Annotated in this window: 21 protein-coding genes; 10 read left to right on the top strand and 11 right to left on the bottom strand. The window is 71.6% G+C overall.

All coding sequences use genetic code 11. The features are described 5' to 3' along the window. On the top strand, nt 1-1386 hold a 1386-nt coding region (locus ACVNF4_RS18615), incomplete at its 5' end, for a tetratricopeptide repeat protein (protein WP_461803960.1). On the opposite strand, the gene ACVNF4_RS18610 is transcribed toward ACVNF4_RS18615, so the two are convergent. From ACVNF4_RS18610 to ACVNF4_RS18595, 4 genes are all read right to left on the bottom strand, one after another. Then, the gene (locus ACVNF4_RS18610; RefSeq protein WP_461803959.1) at nt 1331-1591 is read right to left on the bottom strand and encodes a hypothetical protein; all 261 of its coding nucleotides are present in this window, start codon (nt 1589-1591) and stop codon (nt 1331-1333) included. The genes ACVNF4_RS18615 and ACVNF4_RS18610 overlap by 56 nt on opposite strands. Then, nucleotides 1588-2838 carry a hypothetical protein gene (locus ACVNF4_RS18605; protein ID WP_461803958.1) on the bottom strand — a complete coding sequence of 417 codons (1251 nt, stop codon included), beginning with the start codon at nt 2836-2838 and terminating at the stop codon, nt 1588-1590. Before ACVNF4_RS18605 ends, ACVNF4_RS18610 begins: the two co-directional genes overlap by 4 nt. A 106-nt stretch (nt 2839-2944) precedes the next feature. Beyond that, nucleotides 2945-3961: a lysylphosphatidylglycerol synthase transmembrane domain-containing protein gene (locus ACVNF4_RS18600; RefSeq protein WP_461803957.1), complete on the bottom strand. Its 1017-nt coding sequence runs from the start codon at nt 3959-3961 to the stop codon at nt 2945-2947. A gap of 336 nt (nt 3962-4297) precedes the next feature. Then, nucleotides 4298-5092 (bottom strand): DeoR/GlpR family DNA-binding transcription regulator, encoded by a 795-nt coding sequence (locus ACVNF4_RS18595; protein ID WP_461803956.1) that lies wholly within the window; start codon nt 5090-5092, stop codon nt 4298-4300. A gap of 107 nt (nt 5093-5199) precedes the next feature. On the opposite strand from ACVNF4_RS18595, the gene ACVNF4_RS18590 reads away from it, so the two are divergent. The 3 genes from ACVNF4_RS18590 (at nt 5200) to ACVNF4_RS18580 (ending at nt 7784) form a co-directional block, all read left to right on the top strand. Next, entirely contained in the window at nt 5200-5847 is a 648-nt protein-coding gene (locus ACVNF4_RS18590) for a bifunctional 4-hydroxy-2-oxoglutarate aldolase/2-dehydro-3-deoxy-phosphogluconate aldolase (RefSeq protein WP_461803955.1), read from the top strand. Between the two features lie 90 nt (nt 5848-5937). Next, the gene (locus tag ACVNF4_RS18585; RefSeq protein ID WP_461803954.1) at nt 5938-7215 is read left to right on the top strand and encodes an MFS transporter; all 1278 of its coding nucleotides are present in this window, start codon (nt 5938-5940) and stop codon (nt 7213-7215) included. Further along, entirely contained in the window at nt 7212-7784 is a 573-nt protein-coding gene (locus ACVNF4_RS18580; protein WP_461803953.1) for an AAA family ATPase, read from the top strand. The genes ACVNF4_RS18585 and ACVNF4_RS18580 overlap by 4 nt, the downstream gene beginning before the upstream one ends. A gap of 209 nt (nt 7785-7993) precedes the next feature. On the opposite strand, the gene ACVNF4_RS18575 is transcribed toward ACVNF4_RS18580, so the two are convergent. Together ACVNF4_RS18575 and ACVNF4_RS18570 are read right to left on the bottom strand one after the other, a co-directional pair. Further along, a complete protein-coding gene (locus ACVNF4_RS18575) occupies nt 7994-9445 on the bottom strand; it encodes a sensor histidine kinase (protein ID WP_461803952.1) in 1452 nt (483 codons plus the stop codon). Further along, nucleotides 9442-10134 (bottom strand): response regulator transcription factor, encoded by a 693-nt coding sequence (locus tag ACVNF4_RS18570; protein ID WP_461803951.1) that lies wholly within the window; start codon nt 10132-10134, stop codon nt 9442-9444. Before ACVNF4_RS18570 ends, ACVNF4_RS18575 begins: the two co-directional genes overlap by 4 nt. 167 nt (nt 10135-10301) lie before the next feature. Here ACVNF4_RS18570 and ACVNF4_RS18565 point away from each other — a divergent pair, with 167 nt between their 5' ends. From ACVNF4_RS18565 to ACVNF4_RS18540, 6 genes are all read left to right on the top strand, one after another. Beyond that, nucleotides 10302-11648: a ferredoxin reductase family protein gene (locus ACVNF4_RS18565; RefSeq protein ID WP_461803950.1), complete on the top strand. Its 1347-nt coding sequence runs from the start codon at nt 10302-10304 to the stop codon at nt 11646-11648. Nucleotides 11649-11658: 10 nt separating this feature from the next. Then, a complete protein-coding gene (locus tag ACVNF4_RS18560) occupies nt 11659-12621 on the top strand; it encodes an FMN-binding protein (protein ID WP_461803949.1) in 963 nt (320 codons plus the stop codon). Nucleotides 12622-12624: 3 nt separating this feature from the next. Continuing rightward, nucleotides 12625-13350 (top strand): FAD:protein FMN transferase, encoded by a 726-nt coding sequence (locus ACVNF4_RS18555; protein ID WP_461803948.1) that lies wholly within the window; start codon nt 12625-12627, stop codon nt 13348-13350. 137 nt (nt 13351-13487) lie between these two features. Continuing rightward, on the top strand, nt 13488-14615 hold the full coding sequence (locus tag ACVNF4_RS18550) for an ABC transporter ATP-binding protein (RefSeq protein WP_461803961.1): 1128 nt from the start codon (nt 13488-13490) through the stop codon (nt 14613-14615). Further along, nucleotides 14612-15319, top strand: a complete 708-nt coding sequence (locus tag ACVNF4_RS18545) for an ABC transporter permease (RefSeq protein ID WP_461803947.1) — start codon at nt 14612-14614, stop codon at nt 15317-15319. Before ACVNF4_RS18550 ends, ACVNF4_RS18545 begins: the two co-directional genes overlap by 4 nt. Then, entirely contained in the window at nt 15316-15984 is a 669-nt protein-coding gene (locus ACVNF4_RS18540) for an ABC transporter permease (protein ID WP_461803946.1), read from the top strand. The genes ACVNF4_RS18545 and ACVNF4_RS18540 overlap by 4 nt, the downstream gene beginning before the upstream one ends. Nucleotides 15985-16034: 50 nt before the next feature. Here ACVNF4_RS18540 and ACVNF4_RS18535 read toward each other — a convergent pair whose 3' ends face one another. The 5 genes from ACVNF4_RS18535 to ACVNF4_RS18515 form a co-directional block, all read right to left on the bottom strand. Then, entirely contained in the window at nt 16035-16442 is a 408-nt protein-coding gene (locus ACVNF4_RS18535; RefSeq protein ID WP_461803945.1) for a RidA family protein, read from the bottom strand. 37 nt (nt 16443-16479) lie between these two features. After that, nucleotides 16480-17076 carry a GTP-binding protein gene (locus tag ACVNF4_RS18530; protein ID WP_461803944.1) on the bottom strand — a complete coding sequence of 199 codons (597 nt, stop codon included), beginning with the start codon at nt 17074-17076 and terminating at the stop codon, nt 16480-16482. Further along, nucleotides 17063-17497, bottom strand: a complete 435-nt coding sequence (locus tag ACVNF4_RS18525; RefSeq protein WP_461803943.1) for a DUF742 domain-containing protein — start codon at nt 17495-17497, stop codon at nt 17063-17065. Before ACVNF4_RS18525 ends, ACVNF4_RS18530 begins: the two co-directional genes overlap by 14 nt. A 41-nt stretch (nt 17498-17538) precedes the next feature. After that, on the bottom strand, nt 17539-18051 hold the full coding sequence (locus tag ACVNF4_RS18520; RefSeq protein ID WP_461803942.1) for a roadblock/LC7 domain-containing protein: 513 nt from the start codon (nt 18049-18051) through the stop codon (nt 17539-17541). Continuing rightward, nucleotides 18048-18319, bottom strand: a 272-nt coding sequence (locus ACVNF4_RS18515) for a hypothetical protein (protein WP_461803941.1), incomplete at its 5' end; no start/stop codon positions are given. The genes ACVNF4_RS18520 and ACVNF4_RS18515, both read right to left, overlap by 4 nt.

Here is an 18319-nt window from a genome sequence, read left to right as displayed (position 1 = left end):
GTCGCGGGCGCCCGGGTCGCCGCCCGGCCACGCCAGCCGCTCGCCGTGATGGCACGGGCACTCGGCGCCGGTGACGAGAGCGCGCTGGACGCGCTCAGCATCGAGGGGGAGGCGGCCGTACGGGCCGCGCTGCAAGAGTCGTACCGCCTGCTCCCCGCTGAACTGGCGGCCGGGTACCGGAAGTTGGGGCTGTTACCGGTGCCCTTCTTCTCCTCGGCGGTCGCCGCCGCCGTCTGCGGGACGGGAAGCGGGGAGGCGGAGCGGGTGCTCGACGCGCTGGTGGAGGCGAACCTGCTGGAGGATCTCGGGCCTGATCGCTACCGGTTCCACGATCTGCTCCGGCTGCACGCCCGCGAGCGCGCCGCCGCCGAGGAGAGCGCCGAGAGCGTCGAGCACGCGCGGCGGCGGGCCGTCGACCACTATCTGTCGGTGACCACGGCCGCCGAGGCGCTGCTGACCCCGACCCATCGCACGCTGAGCCGCGACTACGCGGGGGAGCCCTCACCTGCCCCGTTCACCGACGCCGCCGGAGCGCTGCGGTGGCTCGGCGAGGAGAGCGGTCCGCTCATGGCTGTGCTGCGTGACTGTGCTCGGCGCGGGGAGGATGTGGCGGTGTGGCAGCTCGCGGATGCGATGTGGCCGTTTTTTCTGAGAATCCGACCTTACGACCTATGGGTCGAGGTCCACGAGATCGGGCTCGCGGCGGCTCGGCGGACCGAGGACCGGGACGCCGTCAGTCGGATGCTCACCTCCGGAGGGGTCGCGCTGTACAACGCGGGCCGGTACGACGACGCCATCGCCTGGGCCCAGGACGCGCTCGACCTCGCACGGACCCCGGGTCCGGACTCGGAACGGGCACGCAGGGCGCAAGCGCAGGCGCTGTACGGGATCGGGCAGGCGCATCGACTCGCCGGACGCCTCACCGAAGCCCGGGACCACTTCGTCCAGGCCCTCACCCTGCGCGAACGGATCGGTTACCGGCGCGGCGCCGCCTTGACCCGCATCTGCCTCGGTGATGTCGCCCTCGCCGACGGCCGACCGCACGACGCACTCCCGCACCTGAACCTGGCCCGCACCGAACTCCTCGACGAGCACGACCCGTACGACGCCGCGCGGGCCCTCGCGTTCCTCGGCCGTGCCCACGCCCTCGCCGGCCGGCACGACACCGCCGACCGCCAACTCCACCAGGCTGTCACGGAGTTCGAGGCGACCGGGTCCGTCCACTGGCAGGCCAGGACGCTGGAGATGCTCGGCCAGGGCGCCGAGGAACGCGGGGACACGGAACGGGCCAGGGATCGGTACACCGAGGCCCTGGCCCGATATCAGCCGGTCAGTGAAGCGGACGCGGGGCGTCTGGCGGACCGGCTGGCAGGGTTACGACCGTGAGGTGGGAACGGGTGCCGAGGACCCAGCCGCCGTCGTCACCGGGCACGCACACCAGACCGCAGCCCGGGTAGCGCTCCAGCAGGAGAGAGGTCAGCGACCGGGCCTCGGGGAGGGCCAACGGGCGTGCCGCGTACAGCATGTCGGCACACTCCCGCCAGTTCTCCCCGCCGTCCGCGTCCAGCCGGACGACCAGCAGGCCGTTCACGCCGACACCTCGCCCTGTGCCGGCCCCCACAGCGGGGTGGGCAGCGGGAGGGGTGGCAGGGTCGGCGGATGCGCCGGTTCCCCCAACTCCAGCAGCCGGTACATCAGTTTGCGCAGGTTGCGGCCGAACCGGCCCGGTTCTGAGGAGAGTTGGCGGGCGATTCGGGCGTAGTCGTCCGCCGGGTACGTGGCACGTGCATAGGCGAGTTGTTCCGGCAGGCGGTGTCCGGCCGACAACGCCGGTGCGACGCGCGCGAGTTCGGCGCTGGGCGAGTCGGGGTTGACGTCGTCGGACGGGAACCGGGCCAGCAGGATGGGCACACGGGCGAGGGTGGCGTACAGCGTCACCGAGCCGTGGTCCCCGATCAGCCAGTCGGCGGCGATGACCGGCGTACGCCAGTCGGCCTGCGGTGGGACGACCGCGATGCCGTGCCGACGGGCTGTCGAGAGCCACGACCGGACCTGCCAGTCACCGTGCCCGGACCAGACGTTGGGGTGGACGAGCACGGCGGTCCTGAACACCGCCGGATCGAGTTCGGCCAGCAGCCGGGGCAGCAAGGCGTCCAGCCGGTTGAAGTTGGAGCCCGACCCCCAGGTGGAGGAGACCACCACCAGCTTCTGCCCTCGGCGCAGCCCCAGCGCGGCCCGGATCCGGGTGCGCCTGCGCAGGCCCGCCTTCAGCAGGTCGTACGACGAGTCACCGACCACCTCGGCGACCGGCAGCGCCTCCGGGCAGTGTCGGCGCAGCGCACCCAGGTCGTCGTGGTGGGCGAGGGCCAGTGCCGCCGGGATCAGCTGCCCGTCGCGCACCAGGTACCGTCGGCCCAGCCCCTCCACGGTCCGGGGCGTGCCGGGGTGCCGGTTGTCGTCGGGCAGGGTCAGCTTGATGTGCCCCGCCCCGTGCGGCAGCCGCAGCAGCGGCCCGTTCAGCAGGTGCAACCCCTGCGAACCGGCGGCGATCACCAGGTCGAAGCGGCTGCGCACCGCCGTCTCCCAGGGGATCAGTCCGCCGTGCAGGGTCGGCAGGGAGCGTGCCGCGCCGGGGTTGAAGGCGTGGGGAGCGATGGTGAACTCGACCTGGACGCGCAGGTCGGACTCCAGCAGGGGAAGGACGTCGAGCAGTCGTTTGCCGTAGACCTCCGTGTGGACGACGACCAGGACACGCTTGCAGTGCGGCAGGGTGAGCCACTGCGAGGCGCCGGTGCGGGAAGCGGTTTCCGCGGGTTTCGGTGACGTGCTCCGGTTCATGTGGTACCCCCGTGTTCGTACCCGTCATGAAGGTGCTCGGTGAGGGGGTGGTGCCCGAGCGGACCGACGGAAACCTTGCGGGGGCCTTGCGGAAACCTTGCAGGGGCTACAGCAGTTCGCGCTGGACCATCGCCGACATCACCAGCATCCCCGGCAGCAGCGGCACCCAGACGGTGAGGACGCGGTAGCCGAGGACGGTGGCGGTGGCGAGGGAGAGGGGGGTGCCGTAGCCGGCGAGGGTGAGGATGAGGGCCGCGTCGAGGGGGCCGATGCCGCCGGGCGCGGGGACGGCGCCGGCGGCGGTGGACGCGGCCAGATAGGCGAAGGCCAGTTGGAGCCAGGACAGGGGGAGGTCCAGGGCGGTGCCGACCGACGCGACGATCGCCGCCTGGATCAGCGGGGCCGCCATCGCGCCGCCCCACAGGGACAGGAAGCGCGTCGGGCGGGAGTGGATGGCCTTGACGCCGGTCAGCGCCGTGCGGACGAACTCCACCGTGGGGCGGCGCAGCGGGCGGAACGTCGCCAGCAGGAGAGCGCCCGCCGCCGGGACGAGGAGGACGCCGGTGACCGCCATCATCAGGGCCCGCCCGTTGGGCAGCAGCGCCTCGGGGCGGACGGCGTCCGGGGCCGCGATGACGAAGGCGAGGACGACCGGGGTCTTCGCGACCGCGCGGGCCAGCGAGTAGAGCGCCAGGGAGGCGGTCGCCCGGGGGAGCGGCACGTTCTGGCGCTGGAGGAACCGCAGGGTCACCGCGTGCGCGCCGAGACTCGCCGGCAGGACGTGGTTGGCGGCGCCCGCCGCGAACTGCGAGGCCAGCAGGGGGCCCGGCGGGAGGCGGTCCATCAGCGCGCCCTGGCGGATGAACGCCGCCGCCACGCAGCCGAGGAACGTGAAACCGGCGCCGACCAGCAGCCACCAGGGGTCCGCGTCGGTCAGCCGGCTCATGCCGTCGAGGACGGTCGGCCAGTCCAGCGCCGCCCAGACGATCAGGAACAGCAGGGGCAGCAGGCTGATCGCCCGGCGGACATGGCGGCTCACGGCGGGTCTCCGGCCGGCCGCCGGGGTCGTCGGGAGCGGGGCTGTCTCGTCGTACAGCGTCTTCGTGGTCGGCAGCACGGTCACGGGGCGCTTCGTCCTTTCGCGTCGCCCCCTTCCGCGTGGGGCGCGCGGCAGGGGGCGAGGTGCGGGCGGTGCCTGGTCCGGGGTGAGCGGTGGGGCGTGCGAGGATCTCGCGCGCCCCCGGACCGGCTACCGGTGGGGAGGGGATGAAGGAACGGTTCCCCTCCGGTGTGACGGTGCGGTGTCCGGAAGCCTACGAGGTGTGGGCGGAGGGGCGACTCGGGGAGGGGCGGGAGTGCGGTCGTCGGGTCGGTGGTTGAGTTCTGCCCAGGGTGACCGCCGCTCATCCCGGTCCGGCGGGCCTGTCGCACCCTCATACGTTCCGCGCGGTGACTCGGTTCAACCCGCCCGCAGCACCTCAGGACCCTCCTCCTCGATCCGCGCCGCCACCTCGTCCGGGAGACCGCCGTCCGTGACGACGGTGTCGAGCCGGTCGAGAGAGGTCACCGTGAACCGCTCGGTGGAGCCCCACTTCGTGCTGTCCGCGAGCAGCGCCACCGCGCCCGAGGCCCGCATCACCGCCTGCTTCAGCAGCACCTTGTCCGTGGAGTGGCTGGTCACGCCGTGCGCCAGGTCCCAGGCGCCCGCGCCGAGGAGGCACAGGTCGATGTTGATCCCCTCGATCGTCCGCACGGCCAGCGGACCGCCCCCGGCCGCGCTCGCCGGGTCCACCTCGCCGCCGGTGTGCACGATGTGGACGGACGGGAGGGCGAAGAGGGCGAGCGCGGCGTGCAGGTCGTTCGTGACGACCGTGAGGCCGGCCCGGAGGGAGAGGAACGGGACGACCGACTGGCACGTCGTCCCCGCGTCCAGGTAGACGACCATGCCGTCCGCCACCAGGGCCGCCGCCCGCTCCGCTATGGCCTCCTTGCGGGGGATCTCCAGGCCAGCACGCGTCGTCCGCTCCCTCGGCGGGGCGTGGCCCGCGCGCTCGGCGAGGCGGACGCCGCCCTGCACCGAGACCACCAGGCCCGTCCGCTCCAGCGCGGCGATGTCCCGGCGGACCGTCATGTGCGAGACGTCCAGCGCCGACGTGAGGTCCCGGATGCTCAGCACGCCGGTCGCGCGCAGCAGCCGCAGCAGTTCCTGGTGGCGCTGTTCGGGGATCAGGGGGGCCTTGCCCGCTGGGCTCACTGGGTCTCCTCGATACGGCTCCGCTGCGCGGCGTTCAGCCTATCCGGGAAATTTCCGGTGTCCCGGCTCGTGACACCGTGTGAATCCATGTTCTAGCGTGTGCTGCCATGGTAACGAAGTTTGCGGCTCTGGAGTCGATCACCCGCACCGGTGCGCTGCTGATCGTCCGCCTCGACAGCGCGGAGGAGGCCCTCGCCGTCTCCGAGGCGGCGATCGAAGGGGGGTTCCGGGCGCTGGAGATCACCCTGTCCGTGCCGGGGGCGCTGGATGTCATCTCCACGCTGGCCTCGCGGTACGGGGACGACGTGCTGGTGGGGGCCGGGACCGTGCTGGACGCGGAGTCGGCCGTCGCCTGTGTGCGGGCGGGTGCGCGACTGCTCGTCAGCCCCAACCTGGAGCCCTCGATGATCGCCGCCGCCAACCGGTATCAGGCCGTCACCGTCAGCGGGGCGTTCACGCCCACGGAGATCGTCCGGACGATGGAGGCGGGCGCCGACATCGTGAAGCTGTTCCCCGCCGAGTTCTCCGGGGGGCCCGCCTATGTGCGGACCGTCCGGGCGCCGTTGCCGCAGGCGCCGATCATGCCGGCGGGCGGGGTGACGCCGGAGAACGTGAAGGAGTGGTTCGACGCGGGGGCGGTGGCGGTGGGGGTGGGGAGTTTCGTGACCAAGGCGGCAAGGGGGGACGGGGACTATCGGCGGGTCACCGACGCGGCTTCGGTGATTCTGCGGGAGATCGAGGGGGCTCGGAGGTAGTACGCCGTCTGCTGCGAATCGATGCGGCCCCGCGCCCCTGAAAAGACTCCGGTTCCCCTCTTCTCCTTTCATCCCCGAGGAGTTGTTCCCGTGGTTCAAGGCTCGCTCGTTCCCCTGTCCGTCAAGTCCTCCACCCGCCTCCGGATCCGCTGGGCCTTCGTCGCGCTCCTCGTCGTCGGGGGTGTCGTCAACTACCTCGACCGGGCCACCCTCAGCGTCGCCAACACGACCATCGCCGGGGAGTTCGGGCTGAGCGCCACCGAGATGGGGCTGTTGCTGGCCGCGTTCTCCTGGCCGTACGCCATCGCCAATCTGCCCGCCGGGTATCTCGTGGACCGGTTCGGGCCGAAGAGGATGTACGCGTGGGCGGCGGGGCTGTGGTCGCTCATGACCATGGTGACCGCCGCCGCCAGTAGTTTCGGGCTGCTGTACGCGGCCCGGGTCGCGCTCGGGGTCGCCGAATCTCCCTTCTTCACCGCGAGTCTGAAGGTGAACGAGACGTGGTTCGGCAAGGAGGAGCGGGCGTTGCCGATCTCGGTCGTCAACACCGGGTCGCAGATAGCGAACGCGGTTGCGCCGCCGTTGCTGACGTCGTTGCTGATCGCGTTCGGGTGGCGGGGGATGTTTCTCACGGTGGGGGTGCTCGGGATCGCCGTGATGCTCGTGTGGCTGCGGGTGTACCGGGATCCGTCGCTGCGGGAACAGGCGCTGATCCGGGGCGAGGAGATCGCCGAGGCCGTCAAGGGGCCGACGGAGAAGGCCGGTTGGGGGGCGTTGTTCGGGCAGCGGAACACTTGGTTCATGATTCTGGGGGCGTTCGGGATCTTCTACACGGTGTGGGTGTACCTGACGTGGCTGCCCAGCTATCTGGAGACCTCACGGGGGTTCAGCCTCGCCGAGACCGGGTGGCTCGCGTCGCTGCCGTACCTGTGCGGGATCGCCGGGGTGCTGTGCGGCGGCCTGCTGTCGGGGCGGCTGATCCGGCGGGGGATGCCGACGGTGACGGCGCGCAAGGTGCCGATCGTCGGCGGGGCCGTCCTCGCCGCCCTGTCCGTCCTGCCGGTGGCGTACGTCGAGAGCACGCCCCTCGCCGTGGCTCTGCTGTCGCTGGGGTACTTCGCGGCGCAGGTGCCGATGGGGTGCCTGTGGACGCTGGCCTCCGACCTCGCCGAGCCCCACCAGGTCGCCTCGCTGGGGGCCGTCCAGAACTTCGGGGGGTTCCTCGGGGCGGCGCTGGCACCCATCGTCACCGGCGCGATCCTGGACGCGACCGGCAACAGCTACAGCCTGGTGTTCGTGGTCGGCGGGGCGCTGCTGCTGGTCGGCGGGGCGTCGTACCTGTTCTTCGTGAGGGACACCCGGGCATGAGGGCCTACTTCGTCATCGGCCCCGCCGGGTCCGGCAAGTCCACCGTCGCCCGCCTCCTCGCACGGCTCACCGGAGCGGCCCACCTCGACAAGGACACGGCCTGCACACGGCTGACGGAGGCCCTGCTGAAAGCGGCCGGCACGGACCCCGACGACCGGGACGGCAACGCCTACTACCTGTCCGCCGTACGGGAGTTGGAGTACCTGACACTGCTCGACCTGGCACGGGACAACCTCGCGGCAGGCCGCGACGTCGTCCTGGACGCCCCCTTCGGCAGCCACTTCGCCGACGTCCGGTACCTCACCGACACCCCCGCACGGCACGGCTGGCCCGACGGCGTCGAACCCGTCGTCGTCCAGGTCCGCGTGGACTCGGCGACGGCCCAGGCACGCATCCGTGCCCGGGGCCTGCCCCGCGACGCCTCCAAGCTGGCCGACTGGACCACGTTCTGGACCAACTCCGAGACAAACCCCTGCCGTTGGGAGGGAGCGCGGCGGCTGGAGTTCGACAACAGGGCGGAGGGGGTGGGTGAGGAGGCGGTACGACGAGAACTGGAGGCGCTCAGGTAGCCGACCACACACGGCCGGCTGCGCCGGGCGGCCTGCGCTTCGACACCCTGCGCTGGGACGCCTGTGCCGGGACGGCTGCGCCTCGACATCCCGTGCCGGGACGGCCTGTGCCTGAAACCCCGTGCCGGGACAACCGTCCCCGTCGGCATCCGCGTCCCGACTCGTGTAGGTCGCCCCCGTGCTGGACAGCCGTGTCTCGACCCCCGTGCCTACGCCGCCCCGTCCACCGGCAGTTCCACCACGAACACCGTTCGTCCCTCCGCGTCGTCCGCCAGTCGGATCGTCCCCCCGTGGGCCCGGACCAGTGAGCGTGCCACCGACAGGCCGAGTCCGCTGCCGCCCCGGTCGCGGCTGCGGGCCTTGTCGACGCGGTAGAAGCGGTCGAAGACGCGGTCGCGGTCGGCGGTGGGGATGCCGGGGCCCTTGTCGGTGACGCGGACGTACGCCGTGCCGTCGTCGGCGGATACCGAGACGGAGACGGGTGTGCCTGCCGGGGTGTGGACGGAGGCGTTCGTGAGGAGGTTGTCCAGGACCTGGCGGACGCGCTGGGGGTCGAGGCGGATCTTCAGTTCCGCGGGGCCGGGGAGCACCGTCAGCGGGTGGTCCTTGTGGCTCACCCGGAACGCGTCGGCGGCCTGCGCGACGAGGTCCACGAGGTCCGTCTCGGCCATCCGCAGCGGCGCCTCCACCTCGGCGGCGTCGAGGCGGGCGAGGAGGAGGAGGTCGTCGAGGAGGAACCCCATCCGCGCGGCCTCGGCCCGCAGCCGGGCGAGGTGTCTCTCCCGTTCCTCGGGGGCGTTCGCGGCGGCGTACTGGAACAGGTCGGCGTACCCGCGCACGGACATCAGGGGGGTCCGGAGTTCGTGCGAGGCGTCCGCGACGAACCGGCGCAGCCGCTGCTCCGCCTCCGCGCGCACCGCGAGGGAGTCGTCGATGTGCTCCAGCATGGTGTTGAAGGCGGTCCGCAGCTCCTCCACCTCGGGCCCGCCGCCCCGCTGGTCGGCGCGGAGCGACAGCCGCGCGGCGGAGTCCGTGAGGTCGTGGGAGGCGATGCCGTGCGCGGTGTGCGCCATGTCGCTGAGCGGGTTGAGCCCGCGCCGCAGCAGACGCCGGCCTATCACCACGAGCGCCAGCAGGGCGAGCCCGAAGGCGACGACCTGGAGGACGATCAGCCGCTGCACGGTGCTGTCGACGTCGTCCAGCGGGGCGGCGCTCACCAGCACCACCCCCGGCTCCACCTCGCAGGCGCGCACCCGGTAGTCGCCCTCGTCCGCGATGTGGGTGGTGCGCAGCACCTCCGTCGCCGCGCCGGCCTGCTGCTTCGCCACGGCAGTGAAGGCGCTCACGTCCGGCGGCAGGTCGGTCGGGTCCTCCGGGGTGCGCAGCCAGGCCTTGCCGTCCTTCTCCACGTCGTAGAGGGCGTAGTACCAGCTCCAGTACTTCTTGCCCGCCAGCTTGCCGGAGTCGACGATCGACTTGGACTGGGCGATCTGGGCCTGGGCGAGCTGGGTGTCGAGCTGGGTGCGCATGTAGTCGCGCATGTACGTCGTCAGGCTGGCGCCGACGACGGCGAACACCACCAGTGCCAGCGCGCCGAGCCCGAGCGCGAGGCGGGTGCCGAGCCGCATCCGGCGGTACCACCCCCGCAGCCGCGCGATCACTCGGCGGCCTGCCGGCGCACCACGTACCCGAAGCCGCGCACGGTGTGGATCAGCGGTTCGCCCGTCGCGTCGAGCTTGCGGCGCAGCCGGCTGACGACCAGCTCGACGACGTTGGACCGGCCGCCGAAGCCGTACTCCCAGACGTGGTCGAGGATCTGCGCCTTGGTGAGGACCGTGGGGGAGCGGCGCATCAGGTAGCGCAGCACCTCGTACTCGGTCGGCGTCAGCGTCAGCAGGGCGCCCGCGCGGCGGACCTCGCGGGTGTCCTCGTCCATCGTCAGGTCGGCGACCTGGAGGACCGAGCGGGTGAAGGAAGGGCCGGCCGAGCGGCGCAGGACCGTCCGCAGGCGGGCCATCAGCTCCTCGACGGCAAACGGTTTCACCAGGTAGTCGTCACCGCCGCGAGTCAGGCCCGCGACCCGGTCCGCGACGCCGTCGCGAGCCGTGAGGAACACCACCGGCACCATCGTCCCGGCCCGGCGCAGACGGTCGAGGACCCCGAAGCCGTCCACGTCGGGCAGCATCAGGTCGAGCACCACGATGTCCGGCTGGAACTCGGCGGCGAGCCGCAGCGCGTCCTCACCGCAGTTCGCGGTGACCGCGTCCCAGCCCTCGTAGCGGGCGACCGTCGCCACGAGGTCGGCGATCGGCGGGTCGTCGTCCACGACGAGCAGGCGTACTTTCTGCACCTGGTCTTTTTCCACCCGTTCATAGTGCGTCACGCGACCGGCGGAGCCCGAGCCTCGGAGGGCGCTCTCCCCGGATCGATAATCACTTGAAAGTCTTACGACAGGATATCGACAGCTCCCACCCGCGAAGCTCGTGTCCTGAGCATCCGAGCGAGGAGTTTCGGCCCGTGACGACCGTCCAGCAGTCTCCCCCCACACCCGCCGCCACGGGTATCCGTCCGAAGGTGGTGGCACGGACCGGCCTGTACGCCGTACTGGCCGCGAACGCCGCCGCCGTCACCTATTTCGCGGCGAGCGCCGGCTTCGCGCAGAACACGCTGATCGTGCTGGGCCGCTTCACCGGCCTGTACGCGTCCCTGTTCATGGCGTTCCAGCTGCTGCTGGTCGCCCGGCTGCCCTGGCTGGACCGCCGCATCGGCATGGACCGGCTCACCAACTGGCACCGCTGGACCGGCTTCGGCCTGCTGTGGACGCTCGTCGGGCACGTCGTGTTCATCGCGTTCGGCTACGCCGAGCTGGCCGGCACGAACGACCCCGTCAACCAGGTGTGGAACCTCGCCGAGAACACCGAGGGGATCCTGCGGGCCGTCGTCGCCTGGTTCCTGATCCTCGTCATCGGCGGCGCCTCCGCGCGCTGGGCCCGGCGCCGCCTCGCGTACGAGACGTGGCACTTCATCCACCTCTACACGTACGTCGCCGTCGTCCTCGCCTTCACGCACCAGGTCGCCGTCGGGACGACGTTCACCGCGTCGCCCGCCGCGACCGCCTACTGGTACACGCTGTGGGCCGTCGCGCTCGGCTCCGTCGCCCTGGGCCGCGCGATCCTGCCGCTGTGGCGGAACTGGCGGCACCAGCTGCGCGTCTCGGAGGTCGTCCCCGAGTCGGACAACGTCGTGTCCGTGCACATCACCGGCCGCGACCTCGACAAGATGCCCGCGCAGGCCGGCCAGTTCTTCCTGTGGCGCTTCCTGACCCGTGACCGCTGGTGGCAGGCCAACCCCTTCTCGCTCTCCGCCGCCCCCGACGGCCTGCGGCTGCGCCTCACCGCCAAGGCGGCCGGTGACGGCTCGGCCGGCCTGCGGCACATCAAGCCCGGCACCCGCGTCTTCGCCGAGGGCCCGTACGGCGCGTTCACCGCGCTGCACCGCGTCCGCACCGACGCGCTCCTCATCGCCGGCGGCGTCGGCGTCACCCCGATCCGCGCCCTCATGGAGGACCTCACCGGGCACGCGATCGTCGTCTACCGCGTCGGCAACGAGCGCGACGCCGTCCTCTACGACGAGCTGCGCGCCCTCGCCCACGCCAAGGGCGCCGAGCTGCACCTCGTCACCGGGCCGCCCGTCCCCGACCGGCTCGCGCCGCGTGAACTCGCCGCGCTGGTCCCGGACATCGCGGACCGCGACGTCTTCCTGTGCGGGCCGCCGCCGATGATGAACGCGGTCCTGGGCAGCCTGCGCGAGCTGGACGTGCCCAAGCCGCAGATCCACTTCGAACGCTTCAGCCTGGCGGGATGAGAGAAACACCGTGAAACGAGCGATACCCGTTCTTGTCCTGTCCGTCGCCGGGCTGATCCCCGTCTTCCGGTACGAGGCCGGCACCCCGTCCTCGGCCGACAGCAGTTCCCAGGCGCCCGCGCCGAGTGTCGCGGGGACCGTGTTCTCCGGTACGACCGTCAGCACCGAGAAGGGCGACGTCCAGGTACAGATCACGTACGTGGGCGGCAGGATCACCGCCGTCAAGATGCTGAAGCAGCCCGATCACCCGCAGACGACCGCCGCCGTGCCGAAGCTGGTCGCGTCGACCCTGAAGGCGCAGAGCGCGCAGATCGACACGGTGTCCGGAGCGACGCTGACCAGCAACGGCTACAAGAAGTCGTTGCAGGCGGCGCTGGATGCGGCTGCGGCTGCCGGTAAGAAGGGTGACGCCTCTCCCTCGCCGGCCGCCTCCGCCGCGGGTTCCCAGGTCGTCGCCGGTTCGGTCGTCGGCACGGAGAAGGGGGACGTGCAGGTCGAGGTCACTTTCGAGGGTGACGAGATCACCGCTGTGCGGATGTTGAAGGCGCCGGACTTCCCGCAGACGAAGAACGCCGTGCCGAAGTTGGTCGCGGAGACGCTGCGGGAGCAGAGCGCGGAGATCGATACGGTGTCCGGAGCGACCATCACCAGCGGCGGCTACAAGAAGTCGTTGCAGGCGGCGCTGGATGCGGCTGCTTCTCCGGCTGCTGCGGGTTCCCAGGTCGTCGCCGGTTCGGTCGTCGAGACCGAGAAGGGGGACGTGCAGGTCGAGGTCACCTTCCAGGGCGACGAGATCACGGCCGTGCGGATGTTGAAGGCGCCGGACTTCCCGCAGACGAAGAACGCCGTGCCGAAGTTGGTCGCGGAGACGCTGCGGGAGCAGAGCGCGGAGATCGATACGGTGTCCGGAGCGACCATCACCAGCGGCGGCTACAAGGAGTCCCTCCAGGCCGCGCTTGACGCGAAGGGCTGAGCCATGCACCGGGTCGAGCACGTCATGGGGTTTCCGATCTCGCTGCGGATCGACGACGACACCGTCCCCGAGGGGCTCGGGGACGCCGTCTTCGACTGGCTGCGCGAGGTCGATGAGCGGTTCAGCCCGTACAAGCCCGACAGCGAGGTGTCCCGGTACGGCCGGGGCGAGCTGCCGGACGACGCGCTGAGCGCCGGCCTCGTCGAGGTGCTCGGCCTGTGCGAGGAGTACCGGGTCGCGACGGGCGGGGCGTTCGACGTCCGGCTCCCCGGCCGGGACTTCGACCCCTGTGCGGTCGTGAAGGGGTGGTCCGTGCAGCGCGCGGCCGACCTGCTGACCGGCGCCGGGGTGCGGAGGTTCTGCCTCAACGCCGGGGGCGACGTCGTCGTCGCCGGCGGGCCCTGGCGCGTGGGGGTGCGGCATCCGGAGTTCGCCGATCAGGTGTGCGCCGTACTGGAGTTGACCGACGGCGGCGTCGCGACGTCCGCCCGGTACGAGCGCGGCGACCACATCATCGACGGACGCACCGGCCTCGCGGCGACCGGCCTCGACAGCCTGACGATCGTCGCGAAGTCGCTGACGCTGGCCGACACGGTGGCCACGGCCGCGTTCGCGATGGGGCGGGAGGGTGTCGAGTGGGCGGCTTCCCGGGAGGGTTGTGAAGTGTTCGCGGTGCTGCCGGGCGGGGAAGTGCTGCGGACGCCAGGGTTTCCCAGTACGGCCGCCTAGGCCGTCCCGTATGGCGAAATTCAGACTGTGCACCCGTTGAAGAGACGCAACACAGGCGGTCTACACTCTCCCCGCAACGGCCCTAGTCACGGTCGACAGCGGGCGGATACAGCCAGACCCGAAGGGTGTTCGGCGTTTTGATACGGATAGATTCAGTCACCAAGCGGTACCCGGACGGCACGACCGCCGTCGACCGGCTCTCCCTGGAGATACCGGACCGCGCCATCACCGTCCTGGTCGGCCCCTCGGGCTGCGGCAAGACCACCACGCTGCGGATGGTCAACCGGATGGTCGAGCCCAGCGAGGGCACGATCTCCATCGACGGCGTCGACACCCGTAAGCAGCCCGTCAACACCCTGCGCCGGGGCATGGGTTACGTCATCCAGAACGCCGGACTCTTCCAGCACCGGACGATCCTGGACAACATCGCGACCGTGCCCCGCCTGTTGGGCGTCGGCAAGACCGAATCCCGGGCACGCGCACGCGAGTTGATGGGCCGCGTCGGCCTCGACGCCGCGCTCGCGAAGCGCTACCCCTACCAGCTCTCCGGCGGCCAGCAACAGCGCGTCGGCGTGGCCCGCGCCCTCGCCGCCGACCCGCCCATCCTGCTGATGGACGAGCCGTTCTCCGCCGTCGACCCCGTTGTCCGCAAGGGCCTCCAGGACGAACTCCTGCGCATCCAGGGCGAGTTGGGCAAGACGATCGTCTTCGTCACGCACGACATCGACGAGGCCGTGAAGCTCGGCACGATGGTCGCCGTACTGCGGACCGGCGGCAAGCTCGCCCAGTTCGCGCCGCCCGCCGAACTGCTCTCCTCGCCCGCCGACGCGTTCGTCGAGGACTTCCTCGGCGCCGACCGGGGCATCCGGCGGCTGTCGTTCTTCCCCTCCGAGGGGCTGGAGCTGCTCACCCGGCAGGTCGTCGCGGTCGACTCCAGCGCCGAGCAACTCGCGGCGGCGGGCGGCCCGTTCCTCCTGGTGACCGACCTCGACGGCAGGCCGCTCGGCTGGGGCGAACCCGGCAGGCTGACCGCCGGGGAGATCGACCCGGCACAACTCGTGTCCTGCGGACGCCCGTTCACCGCCGGACGCGACTCGCTGCGGGCCGCCCTGGACTGCGCCGTGCTCTCGCCGACGGGCTGGGCGGTCGGGGTGGACGCGGAAGGCCGGGTCGCCGGAGTCGTGTCACAGCAGGCCATCGGCGACGCCATCCGCGGGGCGCACGAGGAGAGTTCCGCCCCGGGTGAGCCGAAGGTCCTGCGGTGAGCTACTTCGACGGCTTCTTCCAGATCCCCAGCGACCTCCAGCACAGCTGGGCCGGCCTCATCGGCCTCCACCTGCGCGAGGCGCTGCTCCCGGTGCTGGCCGGGCTCGTCATCGCCCTGCCGCTCGGACAGCTCTGCGTCCGCCTCAAGTGGCTCTACCCGCCGGTGCTCTGGGTGACGACCGTGCTGTACGCGATCCCGTCGCTCGCCTTCTTCGTCGTCCTCATCGACTACACCGGCATGACCGAGCTGACCGTGATGATCCCGCTCACGGTCTACAGCCTCGTCGTGCTGGTCCCGGCGATCGTCGACGCCGTGCGGTCCGTGCCGCAGGAGACGCTGGCCGCCGCGACCGCGATGGGCTTCGGCCCCGTACGCCGTTACGTCCAGGTGCAGTTGCCGATCGCCGTGCCCGCGATCATCGCCGGGCTCAGGGTCGCCGTCGCGTCCAGCATCTCGCTGGTCAGCGTCGGCACGCTGATCGGCAACCAGGGCGCGCTGGGCAACCTGCTGCACGACGCGAACATCTACAACCGGCCCGAGCTGGCCTGGAACTCGGTGCTGACGTCGGCGGCCCTCGCCGTCATCGTCGACGCCCTGCTCGTCGGCCTGCGGACGCTTCTCACGCCGTGGATGCCCCGCGCGGGCGCCCGCCGGCCCAGGACCGAGGCGGCACCCGCCGCACTGGAGGACGCCGCCTCGTGAACGTCCTGCACTACATCAGCGCGTTCTTCGACAACGACGCCAACTGGAGCGGCTACGCGGGGATCCCGACGCGGCTGTGGGAACACGTCCAGTACTCGCTGGAGGCGCTCGGACTCGCCGTCCTCGTCGGGCTGCCGATCGGGCTGGTCACCGGGCACTACGGGCGCGGCGGCAACGCCCTCGCGTTCGTCGCGACGGCCGCCCGCGCGCTGCCGACGTTCGGGCTCCTGGTCCTCACCACGATGATCATCGGGTTCGGCATGCTGCCGGTGATGATCCCCCTCGTCGTCCTCGCCGTCCCGCCGATCCTCGTCACCACGTACGAGGCGATGCGCACGGTCGACCCGGCGCCCGTGGACGCCGCCCGGGGGATGGGGATGCGCGAGGTGGAAATCCTGTTCCGCGTCGAACTCCCCGTCGCCCTCGGGCTGATCCTCAGCGGGGTGCGGTCGGCGGCCATCCAGATCGTCTCCACCGCCACCATCGCCGCGTACGTCGGCCTCGGCGGGCTCGGCCGGTTCATCATCGACGGGCTCTACCAGCACGACTACGAGAAGGTCGTCGGGGGTGCGACCCTCGTCGCCGTGATGGCTCTCGGCACGCTGGGGCTGTTCTGGGGGGTGGCGCGGCTGGCCGTGTCGCCGGGGGTGCGCAGGAGCGCGTAGCAATCTTCTTCGGGGGCGGTGCCGAACGGCACCGCCCCCGTTCCCGTGTCCTAGACCGGCCGTACCGCGATCGCGTCGACCTCGAACAGCATCCCCGGCAGCGCGAGCGAGGCGACCCCGCTCAGGGTCTGCGCGGGGAGCCGGTCGCCGAAGCGGGCGTGCAGGACCTTGCCGAGCGCCTCCAGCTTGGCCAGGTCGTGGTCCACGACGAACGTGCCGAGCCGGACGACGTGTTCGTACCCGAGGCCCACCGCCTCCAGCGCCGTACGGAGCCGGTCGAAGGCCAGCTCCACCTGGGCGGCGAAGTCGCCGGGGACCGGTGAGCCGTGCTCGTCGGAGGCGTACTGGCCCGCGACGAAGACGAGTTCGCCGGGGGCCGAGACGGTGTGGGCGTAGCCGAACGGGGTCGGGTCGTGCAGGGCGGGCGGGTTGCCGATCGTGCGGGCGTCGTTGCTCATGACCGGGCCAACCTCCGTGGTCCGACCGGCTATTCCCTCAGCCGCCCGTGCGGGCCAGCGCCTGCTCCAGGACCACCAGCAACGCGTCCCGCACCGAACCCCGTTCACGGGCGTCGAACACCAGCAGCGGGACGCCGTCCGTGACGTCGAGGGCCCAGCGGACCTCGTCGAGGGTGTGCTCGACCTTGCCGTCGAAGGCGTTGATGGCGACCGCGAAGGGGATACGGCGGTGCTCGAAGTAGTCGACGGCGGCGTAGCAGTCGTCGAGCCGACGGGTGTCGACGATCACGAGACCGCCGACGGCTCCCTCGACGATGTCGTCCCACATGAAGCCGAAGCGCTCCTGGCCGGGGGTGCCGAACAGGTACAGCTTCAGCGTCGGGTCGATGGTGATGCAGCCGAAGTCCATCGCGACCGTGGTCGTGGTTTTGCGCGGCGTGTGCGACAAGTCGTCGACACCCGCCGCCACTTCGGTGATGGCCGCCTCGGTGGTGAGCGGCTCGATCTCGGAGATCGAGCCGACGGCGGTGGTCTTGCCCACCCCGAAGCCGCCCGCGATCACCAGCTTCACCGGCAGCGGCGGCCGTTCGGCCACCGCGCCCGCGGCGCCGGTGAACGGTTCAGTCGGAGTCACGGAGTACCCCCCGGGAGTCGGGGATGGCCCGCAGGCCATCGATAACCCTGCGCAGGACGGAAGGATCGTGGATGGCGCCGGAGTCGGGCACGTGCACCGTCAGATGCCCGGCCGCGCGCAGATCCTCGGCGAGCACCCGTACGACGTTCAGATGCAGCCGCAGCCGCGCGGCGATCTCCGCGATCGACTGCGGACGGCGGCACGCGGCGACGATGTCGTGCCGTTCGAAGGAGAGCTTCTCCAGCACGTCGAGCCCGCCCGCCGTGGCCACCACCTGCGTCTCGACCGGCATCGGCCGCCCGGAGGCCGCCGAGCCGCCGGCCACCCGGCCCGCGGTGACCAGGAAAGGACGCACGGCGGAGGGCGGACGCGCCGGTGCGCCGTCCGCTCCGGCGCCCTGCGGGGTGCCCCCGTCCGCCATCTTCGCCTGCTCTTCTCTGCCGCGTTCGTCTCGTCGGCCGGTCAGCGCAGTCTGCTGGAGTGACGGTGGCGGTCCTGCTGGGCCTGCTTGGCCGCGCCGACGCTGTTCTTCAGCTCCAGCACCAGCTGCGGGCTGAGCGCGGTACCGGCCCGGTTGGCGAACACCGTCATCTCGTAGGCGATGTTGCCGAGCTTCGCCTCCTTGTCGGTGACGACGCCGAGGACGGCGCCGCTGCCGATCGAGGAGACCAGGACATGGCCGCCCTCCAGGTCGATGATGACCTTGTTCAGCCCGCCCAGGCCGTAGTTGCCGGAGGCTCCGGCGGCCAGCGAGGTGATGCCGGACACGATCGCCGCGAGCCGCTCGGAGTCCGCGTGCTCACGCAGCTCCGAGACGGCTATCAGCAGTCCGTCCGAGGACACGGCGATGGCGTCGACGACGCCCGCGGTCTCGGTGGCGAAACGGTTGAGCAGCCAGGTGAAATCGGCTGCGGCGGCCCGCAGATCGGTCGGCTTGGCCTCACCCGCGGGGGTGTCACCTGTCGACGTGCTCACTGCTCGGCTCCTTCCGGAAGGTGGTTCTGGTGGTGCGTGGGGTTCCGGTCATCGGTGGGGGGCCGGTCGCTTCGCACGGTGTCGTGCGGCAGCGCGTCCCGGTTCCGGGCCGGCTCCGGGACATTGTCCCCGGAGTCCGACTCGGTGGTGAAGGGGGCCAGCGGCTGCTCCGCCGTGTCGGCGTTCGCCCTGGCCACCGCCTCCTCGAACTCGTCCAGCGCGTCCCGCACGGCGTCCGCGTCGGCGGGGCGGGCGGGGGTGCGCGCGG

It is taken from the genome of Streptomyces sp. S6 (assembly GCF_054880855.1).
Note: the sequence above shows the minus strand (reverse complement) of the source record. Positions and strands in the feature narration are given on the sequence as shown.

Excerpts from the sequence above, each read along its gene's own strand:
- ACVNF4_RS18590 (WP_461803955.1), top strand. The coding sequence starts at position 5,200 with ATGGTAACGAAGTTTGCGGCTCTGGAGTCGATCACCCGCACCGGTGCG.
- ACVNF4_RS18580 (WP_461803953.1), top strand. The coding sequence starts at position 7,212 with ATGAGGGCCTACTTCGTCATCGGCCCCGCCGGGTCCGGCAAGTCCACC.
- ACVNF4_RS18535 (WP_461803945.1), bottom strand. The coding sequence starts at position 16,442 with ATGAGCAACGACGCCCGCACGATCGGCAACCCGCCCGCCCTGCACGAC.
- ACVNF4_RS18605 (WP_461803958.1), bottom strand. The coding sequence starts at position 2,838 with ATGAACCGGAGCACGTCACCGAAACCCGCGGAAACCGCTTCCCGCACC.
- ACVNF4_RS18525 (WP_461803943.1), bottom strand. The coding sequence starts at position 17,497 with ATGGCGGACGGGGGCACCCCGCAGGGCGCCGGAGCGGACGGCGCACCG.
- ACVNF4_RS18555 (WP_461803948.1), top strand. The coding sequence starts at position 12,625 with ATGCACCGGGTCGAGCACGTCATGGGGTTTCCGATCTCGCTGCGGATC.